The sequence below is a fragment of the Xanthomonas sp. 3075 genome (assembly GCF_014197275.1).
Classification (GTDB): Bacteria; Pseudomonadota; Gammaproteobacteria; order Xanthomonadales; family Xanthomonadaceae; genus Xanthomonas; species Xanthomonas campestris_B.
The window spans coordinates 128,116-145,773 of sequence record NZ_JACIFI010000012.1 but is presented as its reverse complement, the minus strand read 5'-3'; the positions used below and the strand labels follow the sequence as shown (position 1 = coordinate 145,773).

12 protein-coding genes are annotated in these 17,658 nt (G+C 65.1%); 9 read left to right on the top strand and 3 right to left on the bottom strand.

Going from position 1 to position 17,658, the window contains the following annotated elements; all coding sequences use genetic code 11:
• The first annotated feature begins 15 nt into the window (after positions 1–15).
• The 4 genes from GGR62_RS13080 (at position 16) to GGR62_RS13065 (ending at position 7,098) form a co-directional block, all read left to right on the top strand.
• Positions 16–396, top strand: coding sequence for an I78 family peptidase inhibitor (locus tag GGR62_RS13080; protein ID WP_184408317.1), 381 nt, complete (start codon positions 16–18; stop codon positions 394–396).
• 202 nt (positions 397–598) lie between these two features.
• The gene (gene gltB, locus GGR62_RS13075; RefSeq protein WP_184408316.1) at positions 599–5,071 is read left to right on the top strand and encodes a glutamate synthase large subunit; all 4,473 of its coding nucleotides are present in this window, start codon (positions 599–601) and stop codon (positions 5,069–5,071) included.
• 176 nt (positions 5,072–5,247) lie between these two features.
• The gene (locus GGR62_RS13070) at positions 5,248–6,729 is read left to right on the top strand and encodes an FAD-dependent oxidoreductase (protein WP_184408315.1); all 1,482 of its coding nucleotides are present in this window, start codon (positions 5,248–5,250) and stop codon (positions 6,727–6,729) included.
• A 15-nt stretch (positions 6,730–6,744) separates the two neighbouring features.
• Positions 6,745–7,098 (top strand): hypothetical protein, encoded by a 354-nt coding sequence (locus tag GGR62_RS13065; protein ID WP_184408314.1) that lies wholly within the window; start codon positions 6,745–6,747, stop codon positions 7,096–7,098.
• Positions 7,099–7,334: 236 nt separating this feature from the next.
• On the opposite strand, the gene GGR62_RS13060 is transcribed toward GGR62_RS13065, so the two are convergent.
• Positions 7,335–8,393: an NAD(P)-dependent alcohol dehydrogenase gene (locus GGR62_RS13060; protein ID WP_184408313.1), complete on the bottom strand. Its 1,059-nt coding sequence runs from the start codon at positions 8,391–8,393 to the stop codon at positions 7,335–7,337.
• 310 nt (positions 8,394–8,703) lie between these two features.
• Between GGR62_RS13060 and GGR62_RS13055 the strand changes: the two genes are divergently transcribed.
• The 4 genes from GGR62_RS13055 (at position 8,704) to GGR62_RS13040 (ending at position 13,491) form a co-directional block, all read left to right on the top strand.
• Positions 8,704–9,777, top strand: coding sequence for a glycoside hydrolase family 5 protein (locus tag GGR62_RS13055; protein ID WP_184408312.1), 1,074 nt, complete (start codon positions 8,704–8,706; stop codon positions 9,775–9,777).
• A gap of 313 nt (positions 9,778–10,090) precedes the next feature.
• Positions 10,091–11,137, top strand: coding sequence for a glycoside hydrolase family 5 protein (locus GGR62_RS13050; RefSeq protein ID WP_260287959.1), 1,047 nt, complete (start codon positions 10,091–10,093; stop codon positions 11,135–11,137).
• A gap of 545 nt (positions 11,138–11,682) precedes the next feature.
• A complete protein-coding gene (locus GGR62_RS13045; RefSeq protein WP_184408311.1) occupies positions 11,683–12,744 on the top strand; it encodes a glycoside hydrolase family 5 protein in 1,062 nt (353 codons plus the stop codon).
• A gap of 303 nt (positions 12,745–13,047) precedes the next feature.
• Complete coding sequence (locus GGR62_RS13040) at positions 13,048–13,491, top strand: PepSY domain-containing protein (protein ID WP_184408310.1); 444 nt, start codon at positions 13,048–13,050, stop codon at positions 13,489–13,491.
• A gap of 151 nt (positions 13,492–13,642) precedes the next feature.
• On the opposite strand, the gene GGR62_RS13035 is transcribed toward GGR62_RS13040, so the two are convergent.
• Entirely contained in the window at positions 13,643–15,460 is a 1,818-nt protein-coding gene (locus GGR62_RS13035) for a M28 family metallopeptidase (protein ID WP_184408309.1), read from the bottom strand.
• 58 nt (positions 15,461–15,518) lie between these two features.
• Positions 15,519–16,175 (bottom strand): hypothetical protein, encoded by a 657-nt coding sequence (locus GGR62_RS13030; protein WP_184408308.1) that lies wholly within the window; start codon positions 16,173–16,175, stop codon positions 15,519–15,521.
• Positions 16,176–16,302: 127 nt separating this feature from the next.
• On the opposite strand from GGR62_RS13030, the gene GGR62_RS13025 reads away from it, so the two are divergent.
• Positions 16,303–17,571, top strand: a complete 1,269-nt coding sequence (locus GGR62_RS13025) for a peptidoglycan DD-metalloendopeptidase family protein (protein WP_326520259.1) — start codon at positions 16,303–16,305, stop codon at positions 17,569–17,571.
• Positions 17,572–17,658 lie beyond the last annotated feature (87 nt).

Sequence of the window (17,658 nt, the reverse complement as noted above, 5' to 3'; positions counted from 1 at the left end):
GTGCTGGAGTTATCGATGCGCTCTGTCCTGCCTACCGCCCGCCTGGCCTGCACCCTGGTCGTGCTGGCGGCCTTGAGTGCCTGCGGCAAGCCGCAACCGGACGAGCAGGAAGCCGTCTCCGCCAAAGCGCAGCAAGCGGCCGAACAAGCCGCCGCGCCAGCCCCTGCCGCCGCGCCCGAAGCGCCGCCGATCGGCAGCTGCGACGCCACCCAGGTGCAATCGCTGGTGGGCCAGGCGCTGACCGAGACGGTGAGCGAACAGGCCCGCAACGATGCCGGCGCCAAGACGGTACGCGTGCTCAAACCCGGCCAGATGACGACCATGGAGTTCAACGGCGAGCGGCTCAATCTGGAAGTGGACGCAAAGAACGTGATCGCCTCGGTGCGTTGCGGCTGAGCACACGTCGGCGCCTGTCGGCGAACAGGCGCCAAGCCAGCTGCGACAAGGCCTTGCAGCCGCCCTCGTTGCAGCTGTAACGGTGTATTGCGGCACCGCATCAACTGTGGTCTAGTCGATCATCCGGTGACCTCTTCGAAACGCTCCACGGATCGAGCGCTGCAACGTTGTCGCCGCTCTCCCAGATCGCAAAGAGGCACACATGGCCCCCCGCACTCGCCAAGGGCTCAACGAGCACGGTCTCTACAACAGCGCGCGCGACGAACGCGACGCCTGTGGTTTTGGCATGGTGGCGCAGTTGGACGACCAACCTTCCCGTTCGCTGGTAGACACCGCGATTGCGGCGCTCTCGCGCATGACCCACCGTGGCGGCGTGGCCGCCGACGGGCTCACCGGCGACGGCTGCGGGTTGCTGATCCGCAAACCCGACGCATTCCTGCGCGGGCTGGCCCGCGATGCGGCCATCCCCCTGGGCACGCGCTACGCGGCCGGTGTGGTGTTCCTGCCGCTGGACGAGGCCGAAGCGTCGCGCTGTCGTGCCGAACTGGAAACCCAGTTACTCAGCGCCGGCGTGCAGTTCCGCGGCTGGCGCGTGGTGCCCACCGACGACAGCGTCTGCGGCCAGCTGGCGCGCGACACCCTGCCGCGCATCGAGCAAGTGTTTGTCGATGCCGGTGCCGAACAGACCGAAGACGGCTTCACCCTGGCGCTGTTCCTGGCGCGCCGCCGCGCCGAACAGGCGCTGCGCGAGGTGGATAACTTCTACGTCACCACCTTGTCGCCCAACGGCATCAGCTACAAGGGCATGGTGCTGCCGGACAAGCTGAGCACGTTCTACCCGGACCTGCAGCGCAGCGATCTGTCCTCCAGCGCGATTGTCTTTCACCAGCGCTTTTCCACCAATACGCTGCCGCGCTGGCCGCTGGCGCATCCGTTCCGGCTGCTCGCCCACAACGGCGAAATCAACACCATCGAAGGCAACCGCCGCTGGGCGCAGGCGCGCAGCAAGGTGTGGCAGACCCCGCGCTTCGATATCGCCGAATTCGACCCGGTGATCTCCATGCATGGCTCGGATTCGCAGAGCCTGGACAACATGCTGGAGCTGCTGATCGCCGGTGGTATGGACCTGCTGCAGGCGTTGCGCATCCTGGTGCCGCCGGCGACCCAGTCGCTGGAATTCAAGGACGCCGATCTGGCCGCGTTCTACGAGTTCTACGGGTTGAACACCGAGCCGTGGGATGGCCCGGCCGGCATCGTCGCCTGCGACGGCCGTTACGCCGCCTGCATGCTCGATCGCAACGGCCTGCGCCCCGCCCGCTGGATGCTCACCTCCGACCGCCATTTCCTGGTGGCCTCCGAGGCCGGCGTGTGGGAATTGCCGGCCGAGCGCATCACCCGCAAGGGCAAGCTGGGCCCGGGCGAGATGATGGCGATCGATCTCAAGCGCGGCGACCTGCTCGACTCGGACGCCATCGACCGCATCAACCGTGCGCGCGCGCCGTACAAGCAATGGCTGCAGCAGGGTGTGACCTACCTGCAAACCGAACTGATCGACCCCTCGCTGGTGGAAGAACCCTTCAGCGAGCAGACCCTGCGCAGCTACCACAAGCTGTTCCAGCTCAGCATCGAAGAAGTGGAGCAGATCCTGCGCCCGCTGGCCGAGACCGAGCAGGAAGCCACCGGCTCGATGGGCGACGATACCCCGATGGCGGTGCTCAGCCGTCAAACGCGCCCGTTGTACGACTACTTCCGCCAGGCGTTCGCGCAGGTCACCAACCCGCCGATCGACCCGCTGCGCGAAGGCATCGCGATGTCGCTCACCACCCAGCTCGGCAAGGAGACCAACATCTTCCATGCCGGCGCGGAGACGGTGAACCACGTCATCCTGAATTCGCCGGTGCTCAGCCAGCGCAAGCTGCGCCAGCTGCTGAAGATGGAGCAGTACGTCGCGCGCAATCGCCTGATCGACCTGTCCTACAGCGTCGAAGAAGGGCTGAAGGCCGGCCTGGAGCGCATCTGCCAGGAAGTGGAAGCCGCCGCCCGCGATGGCGCGGTGATGCTGCTGCTGTCCGACCGCTACCCGGTGCCGGACCGGCCGATGGCGCATGCGCTGCTGGCCACCGGCGCGGTGCATCACCACCTGTGCAAGGTGGGCCTGCGCTGCGACGTCAACCTGATCATCGAAACCGGCACCGCGCGCGATGCGCACCACATGGCCTGCCTGCTCGGCTTCGGCGCCACCGCGGTGTATCCGTATCTGGCCTACCAGACGCTGTTCGACCTGGGCCGGCGCGGCATCCTGCAGCTGAGCAAGGGCGGCGAGCAGTCGCAGATCGGCCGCCGTTATCGCAAGGGCATCTACAAGGGCCTGTCCAAGATCATCTCCAAGATGGGCATCTGCACCATCGCCAGCTACCGCGGCGCGCAGTTGTTCGAGATCGTCGGGCTGGACCCGGACGTGGTGGAGCTGTGCTTCGCCGACACGCCCGCGCGTATCGGCGGGGTCAGCCTGCCGCGGCTGGACACCGAAGCGCGCGAGCTCGCCGCACGCGCCTGGAACGACCAGCTCAAGCCGGAAGTGGGCGGCCTGCTCAAGTACGTGCACGGCGGCGAGTACCACATGTACAACCCGGACGTGGTGATGACGCTGCAGCGCGCCACCCGCACCGGCGATGCCGGCGACTGGCAGAAATACGTGGATGCGGTGCATTCGCGCCCGGCCTCCACGCTGCGCGATCTGGTCCAGCTCAAGCGTGCCGACACCCCGACCCCGCTGGACGAGGTCGCCCCGGCCAGTGACGTGCTGCGTCGCTTCGACACCGCCGCTATCAGCCTGGGCGCGTTGTCGCCCGAGGCGCACGAGGCGCTGGCCATTGCGATGAACCGCCTGGGCGGGCGCAGCAACTCCGGCGAAGGCGGCGAAGACCCGGCCCGCTACGGCACCGAGAAGCGCTCCAAGATCAAACAGGTGGCATCGGGCCGCTTCGGCGTGACCCCGGAGTACCTGGTGAATGCCGAGGTGCTGCAGATCAAGGTCGCGCAGGGCGCCAAGCCCGGCGAAGGCGGCCAGCTGCCCGGCCACAAGGTCAACGAGCTGATCGCCCGGCTGCGCTACGCCAAGCCCGGCATCGGCCTGATCTCGCCGCCGCCGCATCACGACATCTATTCGATCGAAGACCTGGCCCAGCTGATCTACGACCTCAAGCAGGTCAACCCGACCGCACTGGTGTCGGTGAAGCTGGTCGCGCATGCCGGCGTCGGCACGATTGCCGCCGGCGTGGTCAAGGCCGGCGCCGATCTGATAACCGTGTCCGGCCACGACGGCGGCACCGGCGCCAGCCCGGTCAGCTCGATCCGCTATGCCGGCGTGCCGTGGGAACTGGGCGTGGCCGAGTCGCACCAGGCACTGGTGGCCAACGACCTGCGCGACCGCACCATCCTGCAGACCGACGGCGGCCTGAAGACCGGCCTGGACGTGGTCAAGGCCGCGCTGCTGGGCGCCGACAGCTTCGGCTTCGGCACCGCGCCGATGATCGTGCTGGGCTGCAAGTACCTGCGCATCTGCCACCTCAACAACTGCGCCACCGGCGTGGCCACCCAGGACGAGCGCCTGCGTGCGAACTACTTCACCGGCTTGCCGGAGCGCGTGGAGCATTTCTTCCGCCTGCTGGCCGAGGAAGTGCGCCAGTGGCTGTCGTTTCTGGGTGTGCGTTCGCTGGACGAGATCGTCGGCCGCACCGACCTGCTGGAACAGCTGGAGGTCTCGCCACGCCCGGGCGTCAAGGTCGATCTCTCGCGCCTGCTCACCCATGCGCAGTACGACGGCAGCCATTGCGCGGCCCAGCGCCTGTACGAATCGCCGGACAGCCTGGCCACGCAGATGGACGGCCTGCTCGCCGATGCGATCGCCAACAAGACCGGCGGCGACCATCGCTTCCTGATTCACAACACCGACCGCTCGATCGGCGCGCGCCTGTCCGGCACCATTGCGCGGGCGCACGGCAACCACGGCATGAGCGATGCGCCGTTGAACCTGCGCTTCCGCGGCACCGCCGGGCAGAGCTTCGGCGCGTTCAACGCCGGTGGCCTGCAGCTGGAGCTGGAAGGCGAAGCCAACGACTACGTCGGCAAGGGCATGGCCGGCGGCCGGCTGGTGGTGCGCCCGCCGCGCGGCGCACGCTTCGAGGCCCGCAGCACCCCGATCGTCGGCAACACCTGCCTGTATGGCGCCACCGGCGGCGAGCTGTTCGCGGCCGGCCGCGCGGGCGAACGCTTCGCGGTGCGCAACTCCGGCGCGCTCGCGGTGGTGGAAGGCGCCGGCGATCACTGCTGCGAATACATGACCGACGGCGTGGTGCTGGTGCTGGGCAAGGTGGGCCTGAACTTCGGCGCCGGCTTCACCGGCGGCCTGGCCTACGTGCTGGATATCGAACGCGACTTCGTGGACCGCTACAACCACGAGCTGATCGACATCCACCGCGTCTCCGCCGAGGGTTTCGAAAACCATCGCCAGCACCTGCACACCCTGATCAGCCGCCACCGCGAGCTGACCGGCAGCATCTGGGCGCAGCAGATCCTCGACGAGTTCCGCGACTACATCGGCAAGTTCTGGCTGGTCAAACCCAAGGCCGCCAGCATCGAGTCGCTGACAGAGTCGCTGCGGCGCGCCGCCTGAGTGACGGGATTGGGGAGTCGGGATTGGGGATTCGCTCAAGCTATGCGAATCCCGATTCCCGAATCTCCACTCCCGGCCTTCCAGCGTCGTGATTGTTTGTTCGAGATTCGCCCTGCGTCCGCCCCCCGTCGCCCGCTGTTGCGAATCCCCAATCCCAACTCCCGAATCCCAGCCCTATGAGCCGCAAGCAAGCCTTCCAATTCCTCGACCTGCCCCGGACCATGCCCACGCGCATCCCGGTGGAGCTGCGTACCTCCGGTGACTGGGGCGAGTTGTACGGCAAGTTCGACAAGGCCGACGCGCAGTATCAGTCCGGCCGCTGTCTGGATTGCGGCAACCCGTACTGCAGCTGGAAATGCCCGGTGCATAACGCCATCCCGCAATGGCTGCAGCTGGTGCAGGAAAACCGCATCGAAGAAGCCGCCGCGCTATGCCATTCCACCAACCCGCTGCCGGAGGTGTGCGGGCGGGTGTGTCCGCAGGACCGCCTGTGCGAAGGCAGCTGCACGCTGGAGGAATTCGGCGCGGTCACCATCGGCGCAGTGGAAAAATACATCGTCGATACCGCGTTCAAGATGGGCTGGCGCCCGGACCTGGGCAACGTGCAGCCCACTGGCTGGCGGGTGGCGGTGATCGGCGCCGGCCCGGCCGGCCTGTCCTGCGCGGACCGGCTGGTGCGCGCTGGCATCGAAGCGGTGGTCTACGACCGCTACGAGCAGATCGGCGGGCTGCTGCAGTTCGGCATTCCCAGCTTCAAGCTGGACAAGTCGGTGATCGGCAAGCGCCGCGAGATCCTGGAAGGCATGGGCGTGCAGTTCCGCCTGGGCGTGGAAGTGGGCCGCGACGTCAGCATCGAGCAGTTGCTGGGCGAATTCGACGCGGTGTTCCTGGGCACCGGCGCCTACCGCTACACCGATGGCGGCCTGCCCGGGCAGGATCTGAAGAACGTGCTGCCGGCGCTGCCGTTCCTGGTGCAGAACAGCCGCATCGTCAGCGGCAACGACCCGCACGGCCGGCCGATCGCAGGCTGGGAAGACCAGATGGCGCTGCCCGATCTCAACGGCAAGCGCGTGGTGGTGCTGGGCGGCGGCGACACCGGCATGGACTGCGTGCGCAGCGCCATCCGCCTGGGCGCGGCCAAGGTCACCTGCGCCTACCGCCGTGACGAGGCCAGCATGCCGGGCTCGGCGCGCGAGGTGGCCAACGCGCGCGAAGAAGGCGTGCGCTTCCTGTTCAACCGGCAGCCGCTGTCGATCGAATCCGGCGCCGACGACGAGGCCATTGGCGTCACCGTGGTGGAGACCAAGCTCGGCGAGCCCGACGCTAGCGGCCGCCGCAACGCGGTACCGGTGGAAGGCAGCGAATCGCTGCTGGAAGCGGACGTGGTGATCATCGCGTTCGGCTTCTCGCCGACGGTGCCGGAGTGGCTGTCATCGCAAGGCGTGGAAGCCGGCAGCAACGGCCGCATCGTGGCGCCATCCGACGACAACGGCCGCCTGCCCTACCAGACCAGCAACCCCCGCCTGTTCGCCGGTGGCGACTGCGTGCGCGGCGCCGACTTGGTGGTGACTGCCGTCGCCGAAGGCCGCGATGCGGCGGGAAGCATCGTGCAGCTGCTGGGTGTGAAAGCGCAGGTCAAAGAGCCGGCTGCGGCTTAAGGGATGCTAGGCCGCATGCTCAGGTCACTCGTTACCGGTTTGCTGATCTTGACTGCCGGTAGCGTGGCTGCGGCGCAGACCGCGACATGCCAGGAATCGGACAATCTGCGTCTTGATGGCCTGCCTCTTTCCATCGTGCAGATGGAAGAGATTGGTCTCAAGTACGCGGCGGCAAATAAGAAGGCGCCTCAGGTGCCATTTGCTTATGGCAACAAAGATTGGATGCGGCTCAAGAAGCAGTACCGCTCCGGCGATTACTTCGTAGCTTATGAGCAGCTGTGGCCTGCAAGTGGGAAGCCATTCGCCTGGGGTTATGCGCTTGTCCGAGGAAAATGTGTACTTGGAGTGCTGAGCGCTCGAGTCTCATAGGCCTAACAATTCTTCTGATCGAAGCGCGTTCGCGGCTCAGTGCACGCGGGTCGCGGCATTCTGACAAAAATCCCTCCAGTCATTAGGCCGGGCAAAACAGTTCGATGCGCATAGAGGTTAGGGCATCAACCTTTTTCATGGTCGATAGCCGCGCGGTTGACACAACGCAGCCCACCACCGCTTGCGTCATACAAAACGACGCAAGCAGTGGCATCACACCCTGCTGCAGTCGCCGATCAGGCCGCCTTATCCAACGTAGCCATATCGATCACAAAGCGATACTTCACGTCGCTCTTGAGCATGCGCTCGTAGGCAGCGTTGATTTCGTCGGCGCGGATGGTTTCGATGTCCGAGACGATGTTGTGCTTGGCGCAGAAGTCCAGCATTTCCTGGGTCTGGCGGATGCCGCCGATCAGCGAGCCGGCCAGGGTGCGGCGCTTCATAATCAGGTTGAACACGGCCGGCGACGGGTGCGATTCCTCGGGCACGCCCACCAGCACCATTGCGCCGTCGCGCTTGAGTGCATTGATGAACGGGTCCAGGTTGTGCGGGGCGGCCACGGTGTTGAGGATGAAGTCCAGGGTGTTGTACTGCGCCGCCATCTGCGCCTCGTCCTTGGAGATCACCACTTCGCTGGCGCCCAGGCGCAGCGCGTCGGCGCGCTTGTTCTCGGAGGTGGTGAACAGCACCACGGTGGCGCCCATCGCCTTGGCGATCTTCACCGCCATGTGACCCAGGCCACCCAGGCCGACCACGCCCACCTTCTGCCCCGGGCCCACCTTCCAGTGCGCCAGCGGCGAGTAGGTGGTGATACCGGCGCACAGCAGCGGCGCCACGGCGGCCAGGTTGTCGGTGTGCGAGATGCGCAGCACGTACTTCTGGTCGACCACGATATGGTCGGAGTAGCCGCCGTAGGTGTTCTCGCCGCCGCCGAACATCGGGCCGTTATAGGTGCCGGTGAAGCCGGCTTCGCAGTACTGCTCCTCGCCTTCCTGGCAGGAGGCGCAGCTGCGGCAGCTGTCGACCATGCAGCCGACACCGGCCAGGTCGCCCACCTTGAAGCCGCTGACGGCGTCACCGACGGCGGTCACACGGCCGACGATCTCGTGGCCCGGCACGGACGGATACCGGGTGTTGTGCCATTCGTTGCGTGCGGTATGCAGATCCGAGTGACACACGCCGCAATAGGCGATCTCGATCTGTACATCGTCGGGGCCGGGCGCGCGGCGTTCGAAGACGAACGGGGCAAGCGGTTGATCGGCGGTCTGGGCAGCGTACGCGTGCGCTTTGCTCATGGGTAAGGCTCCGGTGGGGTTTGCGTGGTCGGCCACGGATGCCGACGACAGAAAAGGTGAGCGCTAGCTTAGAACAGCCGCCTGTCGCGCTCCTGCGACAGTGCGTTTTGCCCGCCCTCTTGCGAACGGCTGCACCGCCGCACGGCGCACGCTGCGTGCGTTCGCCTGCGATCGACGCGCGACGCGCGTGAATGGCCCGCTAACGCGCGAGCTTCTAGGCTCACCAAGCAACGTATCGCGCTGCACCATCCTTGCTGGCCGTGCCCCCTCCCCCACGCGGCCGCCCACGTCGATGCCGAAGGAGGCTTCCATGTTCCGCTCTCCCCCGATGTTCCCTGGTCTACGCAATGCCGCACTCGCCCTGACCCTGCTCGCTGCAATGCCGTTGGCGCAGGCCAAAGAACCGGCCGGCCCGCAGAAGCCATCCACCGGCCTGAAGTATGTCGGCGTCAGTCTCTCCGGCGCCGAGTTCAACTCACGCAAGAAACCCGGCACCTTGTACAAGGATTACACCTATCCGGCGGCGTCGGATTTTAGTTATTTCGCCGGCAAGGGCATGAACACGATCCGCCTGCCGTTTCTGTGGGAACGCGTGCAACCCGCACTCAACGGCGACCTGGATCAGGCCCAGCTGGGGCTGATCAAGAAGGCAGTGGAAGCGGCCAAGGCCAACAAGCAGTTTCTGGTCCTGGATCTGCACAACTACGCCAAGTACAACGGTAATCGCCTGGGTACCAACGAGGTGCCCACTGCTGCGATGGCCGACCTGTGGCGCCGGTTGGCGCTGGAATTCAAGGACGACAAGGCGGTGATCTTCGGGCTGATGAACGAGCCCAACGGCATCTCCGCGCCCGATTGGGCCAATGCAGCGCAAGGCGCGATCAATGCGATCCGTAAGACCGGTGCAAAGAACCTGATCCTGGTGCCGGGCACTGCCTACACCGGTGCGCACAGCTGGCGCAGCACCAGTTATGGCGTGTCCAACGCCAAGGCGCTGGAGATCCTCAAGGATCCTGGCAAGAACCTGGCTTTCGAAGCGCATCAATATCTCGATAGCGACTACAGCGGCACCAAGCCGGTATGCACCAGCGCCACGGTGGGCGAAGAGAAATTGCGTGGCTTCACTGCGTGGTTGCGCGAGAACAAGCAGAAGGGATTCCTGGGCGAGTTCGGCACTGCCGACAATCCCGTCTGCAACCAGGCGCTGGAGGGCATGCTGACCTACATGGAAAAGAACAGCGACGTCTGGCTGGGCTGGAACTGGTGGGCGGCCGGTGCGTGGTGGAAGCCGGACTATCCCTTTACGGTGCAGCCGGGCAAGGATGGCAGCGACAAGCCGCAGATGGCGATCCTGAGCAAGTACGCACGCCGCGCCGGCAAGTAATCCGCGCACGCCAGTGTGGTCACGGTGGTCGCAGCGATGTGCTGCGGCCACCGTTTTTTTTGCGTGCGTTGCCGGGTAACTACATTGCCGCGCGCGCACGACATCGCGGCAGGGCGATCGCACGCTGCACCTCTCAGTCCGCGTGCAGATTCGGCGATAACTGCGAAGTCACTCACAGCTCGGACTAAGTGATACCTCACATCCGTATCCTGCGCGCGTCGATGCGCCTAGGGTGGAACGCGATGCGTTGTCGCCATGGCTATGGCAGGCCCACGCCAACGCATCTCCCCCGCGAATGCACCAGGAGTCACCCATGTTGCCCTCCCCCACCCGCGTACGCCGGCTACTTCGGCGTGCGCTGGTCTTGTTGCTGCTTGCGGTCGTGCCGCTCGCACATGCGCAGACGTCGCTGAAGTACGCAGGCGTCAATCTTTCCGGCGCGGAAATCAAATCCTCGCAAAAGCCCGGCGTGCTCAACGTCGATTACCTGTATCCGGCCGCCAGCGATTACCGCTACTTCGCCAGCAAGCACATGAACACCATTCGGCTACCCATCCTGTGGGAACGCCTGCAACCCAGTGCCGGAAGCGAGCTGGACGCCGCGCAGCTGTTGCTGATCCGCCAGGCCGTGACCAACGCGAAGGCGGCCAAGGTCTATCTGATCCTGGACATCCACAACTACGCCCGCTACTACGGCCACAAGATCGGCAGTCCGCGCGTGCCGATCAGCACCTTCAACGATCTATGGCGACGTCTTGCGATCGCCTTCAAGGACGACGATACGGTGATCTTCGGGCTGATGAATGAGCCCTACGACATCAACCCGCAATCCTGGGCCAACGCGGCACAGGCATCGATCGACACCATCCGCCAAACCGGCGCCAACAATCTGATCCTGGTGCCCGGCGCGCTGTGGAGCGGCGCGCACAGCTGGTATTCCACCGTGGCCGGGCAATCCAACGCGGTGGCATTGGCGTCCATCAACGATCCGCTCAATCGCTACGCCATCGAAGTCCATCAATATCTGGATACGGACTCAAGCGGCACCAGCGCCGGCTGCGTCAGCAGCACCATCGGTGCCGAACGCCTGCGCAGTTTTACGCAGTGGCTGCGCCTCAATCACAAGCGCGGCTTTCTGGGCGAGTTCGGTACCGGCAACAATGCCACCTGCAACAGCGCACTCAACGGCATGCTCGGCTATATGGAAGCCAACCGCGATGTCTGGCTGGGCTGGATCTGGTGGGCCGCCGGTGCGTGGTGGAATGGCACCTATCCCTTCAACGTGCATCCGGACGCACAGGGCCGCGACAAGCCGCAGATGTCGATCCTGAGTGCGCGCGCAAAGCGCATCACCGAGTGAACGCTGCGAACACGCCATAGCACGATCGTCAGACTGGGGCGGAAGTCGCGCGCAGCATCGCACTGTCCATCTGCTCGTTGTCGATGGGCATACCGAGCGCGACCGCCTTGCAGGCGACTGCATACCGGCTGCTTTGAAACCGCAGGGCAGATTGCCCAAGTCGAGTGACCCAGGTCGATCGCCACCGCACGTCAGTTCGCGCATGCCGCATGCGATGGCGCGGCAATGTGGCGTCATTGATTCGACGTCGCATCGTTGACGGCGAGCGCATCCATTCGCCGATTTTTCGACAGCGCATGGAGATGGATGGCGCATTCAACAGACGTGCGCACTTGTTTTTCGTGTGCGCCGTTACAGCGTGCTGTTTCAGAACGTGACCGGTGTGGCATGTACCTGCGGGCCGATTAACACATTCAATTCACATTCGATGTGGTGAGCGATTAGGCACGGCAGATGCATTGGTTACGACAGATGTGGCGCGCCTCGCGCGGATCGCACGCAACGCGCGGCGACACATCCTTCCCGTCGTCGAAGGAGTTGGTTTTATGTCTGCTGTCTTTCAATCGCTACGCAACGTGATCCGTTGCGCCGTGCTCTGCATCCTGCTCGGCACATTTCCGTTCGCCCATGCACAGACGCGTGCGCTGCGGTACGCCGGCGTCAATCTTTCCGGTGCCGAATTTGCATCCTCCAAAAAGCCGGGAGTCCTCAACAAAGACTATATGTACGCCTCGGCCAACGATTACGCGTATTTCGCTGGCGTGGGCATGAATACGATCCGCTTGCCGATCCTTTGGGAACGCCTGCAACCCAGCGCGCGTGGCGAACTGGATCCAACCCAGTTGGCGCTGGTGCAACAGGCCGTGGCACGCGCCAAGGCATCGGGCATGTATCTGGTGCTGGACATCCACAATTACGGGAAATACTACGGCTACAAGGTCGGCGGCGCCGAAGTGCCGATCGCGACCTTCACCGATCTGTGGCGGCGACTTGCGCTGGTCTTTCCCAGCGACAATGCGGTGATCTTCGGTCTGATGAACGAGCCCAACGGCGTGTCGGCCAGCGGTTGGGCCCGTGCTGCACAGGCGGCCATCGATACCATTCGCGCTACCGGAGCCAACAACCTGATCCTGGTGCCTGGCGCATCGTGGACCGGTGCGCACAGTTGGTACTCGGCCACCAACGATGGCTATTCCAATGCAACCGCATTGGCATCGATCCACGATCCGCTCGAACGCTATGCCTTCGAAGTGCATCAATACCTGGATACCGATTCCAGCGGCACCACCCATGTCTGCGTCAGCGGCACCGTCGGTGTCGATCGTTTGCGCAACTTCACCACCTGGTTGCGCACCAATCAAAAACGCGGCTTCCTGGGCGAATTCGGCACCGCCAACAACGCCGTCTGCAACGAAGCACTGCAGGGCATGCTGTCCTTTATGGAAGACAACGCCGATGTCTGGCTGGGTTGGACATGGTGGGCTGCCGGTGCATGGTGGAACGTCAGCTATCCGTACAACGTGCAACCGAACAAGGACGGCACCGACAAGCCGCAGATGTCGATCCTAGCGCCGCATGCCGCAAGGGCGACGCGCGCGATTCCTTAACGTTTCGTCGCAACGCAAGTTCTCGGATCGGGCCACCGCAAGGTGGTCCGATTTTTTTGTAGAGCAGAGTTTTTTTGGAAAGATCACCGCCTGCCGGCTACGGTTTTCAGGCTCATTGGGAGCGCTGTACGTTGTCCCTTTCCTCCGGCATGCGCCCGGATGTAAACATGCCGTGCAATGCACATGAATTGGCATGCAGTCGTTTCAGCTAACTGAACTGGGGTCGTGCGCATCTGCGTTTTTTCACCTGCCGGCGATGACGCGGCGTCCAGCATGAGCGCACTTCACTGCAGGAGCATTCGCATGACGTATCGATGGATGAAGGCCGCGCTGATTGGCACGCTTGCATTGGCATCGCACGCTGCCTTTGAACAGGCGGCGGCCAAGCCGACCAAGGCGCTGACATCCCACGAGGTCACCAGCATGCTCACCGGCAAGGGCTACACCAAGGTGCACGACGTCAAGTTCGAGCACGGCGTGTGGACCGCTGACGCGCGCAGCGGCGATGGCAAGGACGTGGATGTGCGCATCGATCCGGTCACCGGCCGCGTCTACGGCGACCAGACCACCTCGGCATTGAGCGAGGCAGATGTCCGTGCAGCGTTGTCCAGCAACGGCTATTCCAACGTGCACGATCTGAAGTTCAAGGATGGTCTGTGGAAGGCGGATGCAATGCAGGGCGCCCAGAAGGTGGAGCTGCACATCGACCCGGAAGATGCGCACGTGGTCAGCCGCGAAAACGACTGACAGCGGGCGATCGACGACAACCCAAAGGGCCTCCGACAGGAGGCCCTTTTTATGGCGAATGCCGTTATGCGAAGCGCTGCAATGACCACCGGCACCGATTGCAGTGCGGCGAACGCGTCACCGGCGCCACGCCGGTGACGCATCCAGGCGCTCAGCGCGCAGGCGTGGTCTTTTTCCCATTTGTCTTTTTTCCATCTGCGTCCGCGTTGCCATCGGCCTCAGGCTTGGGCGCGTCCGCTGCCGCACTTGCACCACGCGTGCCGGCCATCATGCGATCGCGCGCGGCCTTGAATGGATTGCCGGCATACCAGTTGGGCCAACGCTCGCCAGCGGCTACCTCCTTGCCCACGCCATACACCACCTGCAAGTCTTCGAGCGTGCCATCGAGTTTCCACGTGGCCGCATCGTACTGATCGCCAGGGGCGTGGTAGCGGTTGCGTCCATAGTCTTCGGCGGCGGCACGTCCGGCGGCGCTGCCGCCTTCGCGCAGGTCTTCGCCACCATCGGCATACAGCGCCGGCACACCGGCCTTGGCGAAGTTGAAGTGATCCGAGCGGAAGTACGAGCCGCTTTGCGGGGTGGCTTCGGCGTGCAGGGTGCGGCCCTGCATCGCGGCGATCGGCTTGAGGATGTCCTCCAGCTCCGAACTGCCCATGCCCACCACGGTGACATCGCGCGCGCGACCGGCCACCGACATCGCATCCAGATTGATCACGGCGGCAATCTTGTCCAGCGGGAAGCTGGGATTGGCCACGTAATACTTGGAACCGAGCAGCCCCGATTCCTCCAGCGTCACCGCCACAAACACCACCGAGCGCGCCGGCTTGGGATCCTGATGCGCGAACGCATCGGCGATTTCCAGGATGCCGGCCACGCCGGTGGCGTTGTCCACCGCACCGTTGTAGATGTTGTCGCCGCTCTCGCCCGGATGCTTGCCCAGGTGATCCCAGTGCGCCATGTACAGCACCGCCTCATCGGCATGGCTGCTGCCCGGCAGCACCCCGACCACATTGCGCGAGGTCTTTTCGGCGATGGTGCTCTTCAGGTCCACCGACCAGTTGGCCTTCAATGGCACCGGCTTGAAGCCGCGCTTGCTGGCGTCCTTGTAGGCCTGCGCCAGGTCCAGCCCGGCGTTGGCGAACAACTGCTTGGCGGTGTCGGCGCTGATCCAGCCCTGCACCGGCAGGCGCGGATCGGGGTCGTCCTTGGCCGGCAGGTCGTATTGCGGGCCGGACCAGGAATTTTTCACCACGTCCCAGCCATAGCTGGCGCCGGGGGTGTCGTGCACGATCAAGGCGGCGGCCGCGCCCTTGCGCGCGGCCTCTTCGAACTTGTAGGTCCAGCGCCCGTAGTAGGTCATGCGCTTGCCGTCGAACAACGTGGCGTCGCCGGTATGAAACCCCGGATCGTTGACGAACATCACCACCGTCTTGCCTTTCCAGTCCTGGCCGGCGTAGTCGTTCCACTGCTGCTCGGGCGCATCCACGCCGTAGCCGACGAAGACCAGCTCGCTGTTGTCCAGCTTGACCTCGGCCTGGCCGGTGCGCGTGCCCACCACGATGTCGGTGCCGAAGCTCAGCGCGCGGGTTTGATCGCCGCTGCGCAGGCTGGGGGCAGTGGCCGCATCGGCGGTGGTTTCCACCATCGGTACGTCCTGGAACCAGCTGTCGCCATTGCCCGGCTGCAACCCGATGCGCTGCATCTGGTCGCGGATGTAGGTGACGGTCTTCTCTTCGCCCGGTGTGCCGGGGCCGCGTCCTTCGAAGGCGTCCGAGGACAGCGTCTTGACCAACTCGGCGAAGTCGCCGGTCGTCATCTCCGGCGAGAACGCGTGCCGGCTGACCGGTGCGCTGGGTGCGGTATCGGCCGGGGTCTGCGCGCTGGGCGCGGCAGGTGCGTCGGCAGGCTCACGTTTGCAGCCGGCCAGGGCCAGCGTCGCGGCCAGGCACAACAGGATCTTGCGGGGCATCGGGACTCCTCGTGCGGCGAAGGTTCCCCGATTCTAGGCGGTGGCTGTGGTCGGCGCGTCAGTCCTCGGGTGCCACGTCGCTGTTGAAGCTGCGCGCGGTCGCGCCGGTCACCGCGCCGATCTTGGCAGTGCGGTGCACGTACAGGCTGACTTCGCGCTTGAAGACCAGCGGCCCATCGACCACCGCATCCGGGCCGATCACCACGCGCGGCTTGCGCGCAGGCTTGAACGAGAAACTGAAATTCGGCTTGGTGATCTCGATCCCGCCGCGCACGTGCGAGCGCACCCCCACGGTGATATCGCCGTTGACGGTCTCGATCCCTTTGCCGAGCTCGGTTTCCACCAGGCCGATGCTGCCGTTGACCGTTTCCACGCCGCCGCTGATCCGGCTGCCGCGTTCCACCAGGATGCTGCCGTTGACCGTCTCCAGCCCGCCGGACACCACCACCTTCTGGCCCAGGCTGATCTTCCCGTTGACCGTGGACACGCCGCCGGTGCGCGCGGCATCGCCGATCTGGATGCCGCCATTGACCGTTTCCACGCGCTTGGTTTGGGCACCGGCACCGATCTCGATGGAGCCGTTGACGGTGTCCAGGCCGCCATAGACCTTGCCGGCCTCGGCGCTGATGCGGCCGTTGACCTTGCTGATGTCCTCGTCGGCCCAGGCACTCGCGCAGACCAGAGACAGCGCCAGGAGGAGATGCTTAGACTTCATGCTGAACCTCGCGCGGCGGCGGCTGTCTGGGGCGTGGCGGTGATCACACCATGCTTGGCTACAATCGCGCACCTGCCTGAAGTCACTGGACCTTTCGTTGCCCCCTTTGCCCGCCCTGCGATTGCGCTTGCCACTTGCCCCCGCCACCGGCCGTGGACGCACGTGGCTGGCCGCGACCGTACTGGCCTGCCTGTTGCTGGGCAGCACCGGGGCCAGCGCGCAGAGCCAGCGCGAGGCCGAGCGCAAACTGCAGCAGTTGCGCGATGAGCTCAAGACCATCAGCGCCGACCGCCGCGAGCTGGAAGGCAAGCGCGGCACCGCTGCCCAGCAGTTGCGCCAGGCCGATGAAAAGGTCGCCAAGACCGCGCGCGCCCTGAGCGAAACCGAAACGGCCATGCGCGAACACGAACAGCACCTGAGCAAACTGCAGCAGGAGCGTGCGCAGTTGCAGCGCGGTCTGCAGGACCAGCGCGTACAGCTGGCCGCGTTGTTGCGCGCCGCCGATCAGGTCGGCCGCAACGCGCCGCTGAAGGTGCTGTTGTCGCAGGACACGGTGGGCGATGCCACGCGCATGCTGGCCGATCATCGCTACGTGCAGAATGCGCGCGCACAACGCATCCATGCGCTTACCACGCAGCTGGATGCCCTCACCAAGGTGGAGCAGGACATCGCCACCCGTCGCCAGGCGCTGGATGCCGCACGCGCGCAGCAGAAGGCGCAGGCCTTGTCGTTGCAGAAGGACCGCTCGCAGCAGGCGGCCACGGTCGCGCAGCTGGACGATCGCTACAAGCAGCGCGCCGAACGCGAAAAAGCCCTGGGCCAGGACGCCAAGTCGCTGGAACAGCTGCTCGCCAATCTGCGAGCGGCCGCCGCCAAAGCCGAGGCCGAACGTCGGGCTGCGGCCAAGCGCGCGGCTGCGGAGGCCGCTGCACAGGCCAAACGCGGCAAGACCGACCGACCTGATCGGCCTGGCAAGACGCCGCCCAAGGTGGTCGCCAACGCGCCGGCACCGAAGGTCGGCGGGCTGAGCTGGCCGGTGTCGGGCAACCTGCTGGCGCGCTTCAACGCCACACTGCCGGACGGACACACCAGCAAGGGCGTGCTGATCGGCGCTCCCAAAGGCACCACCGTCACCGCGGTGGCCGACGGCACGGTGGTGTTTTCCGACTGGATGACCGGCTACGGCATGATCCTGATCGTGGACCACGGCAACGGCTACATGAGCCTTTACGCGCACAACGACACGCTGTTGCGCGATGCCGGCGCGGCGATCAAGCGCGGCGATGCGGTGGCCAAGGTCGGCAGCTCGGGCGGGCAGGGCGTGCCGGCGCTGTACTTCGAATTGCGCCGCAATGGACAGCCGGTGGATCCATCGAGCTGGCTGCAGCGCCGCTGAGTGCGGCGCAGCGCCGGCAATTCAACGCGGATTTACCGCTGCTTCGCGCATAATCCAGTCAGCTCCGGCGTACGGGGCGTCATATCT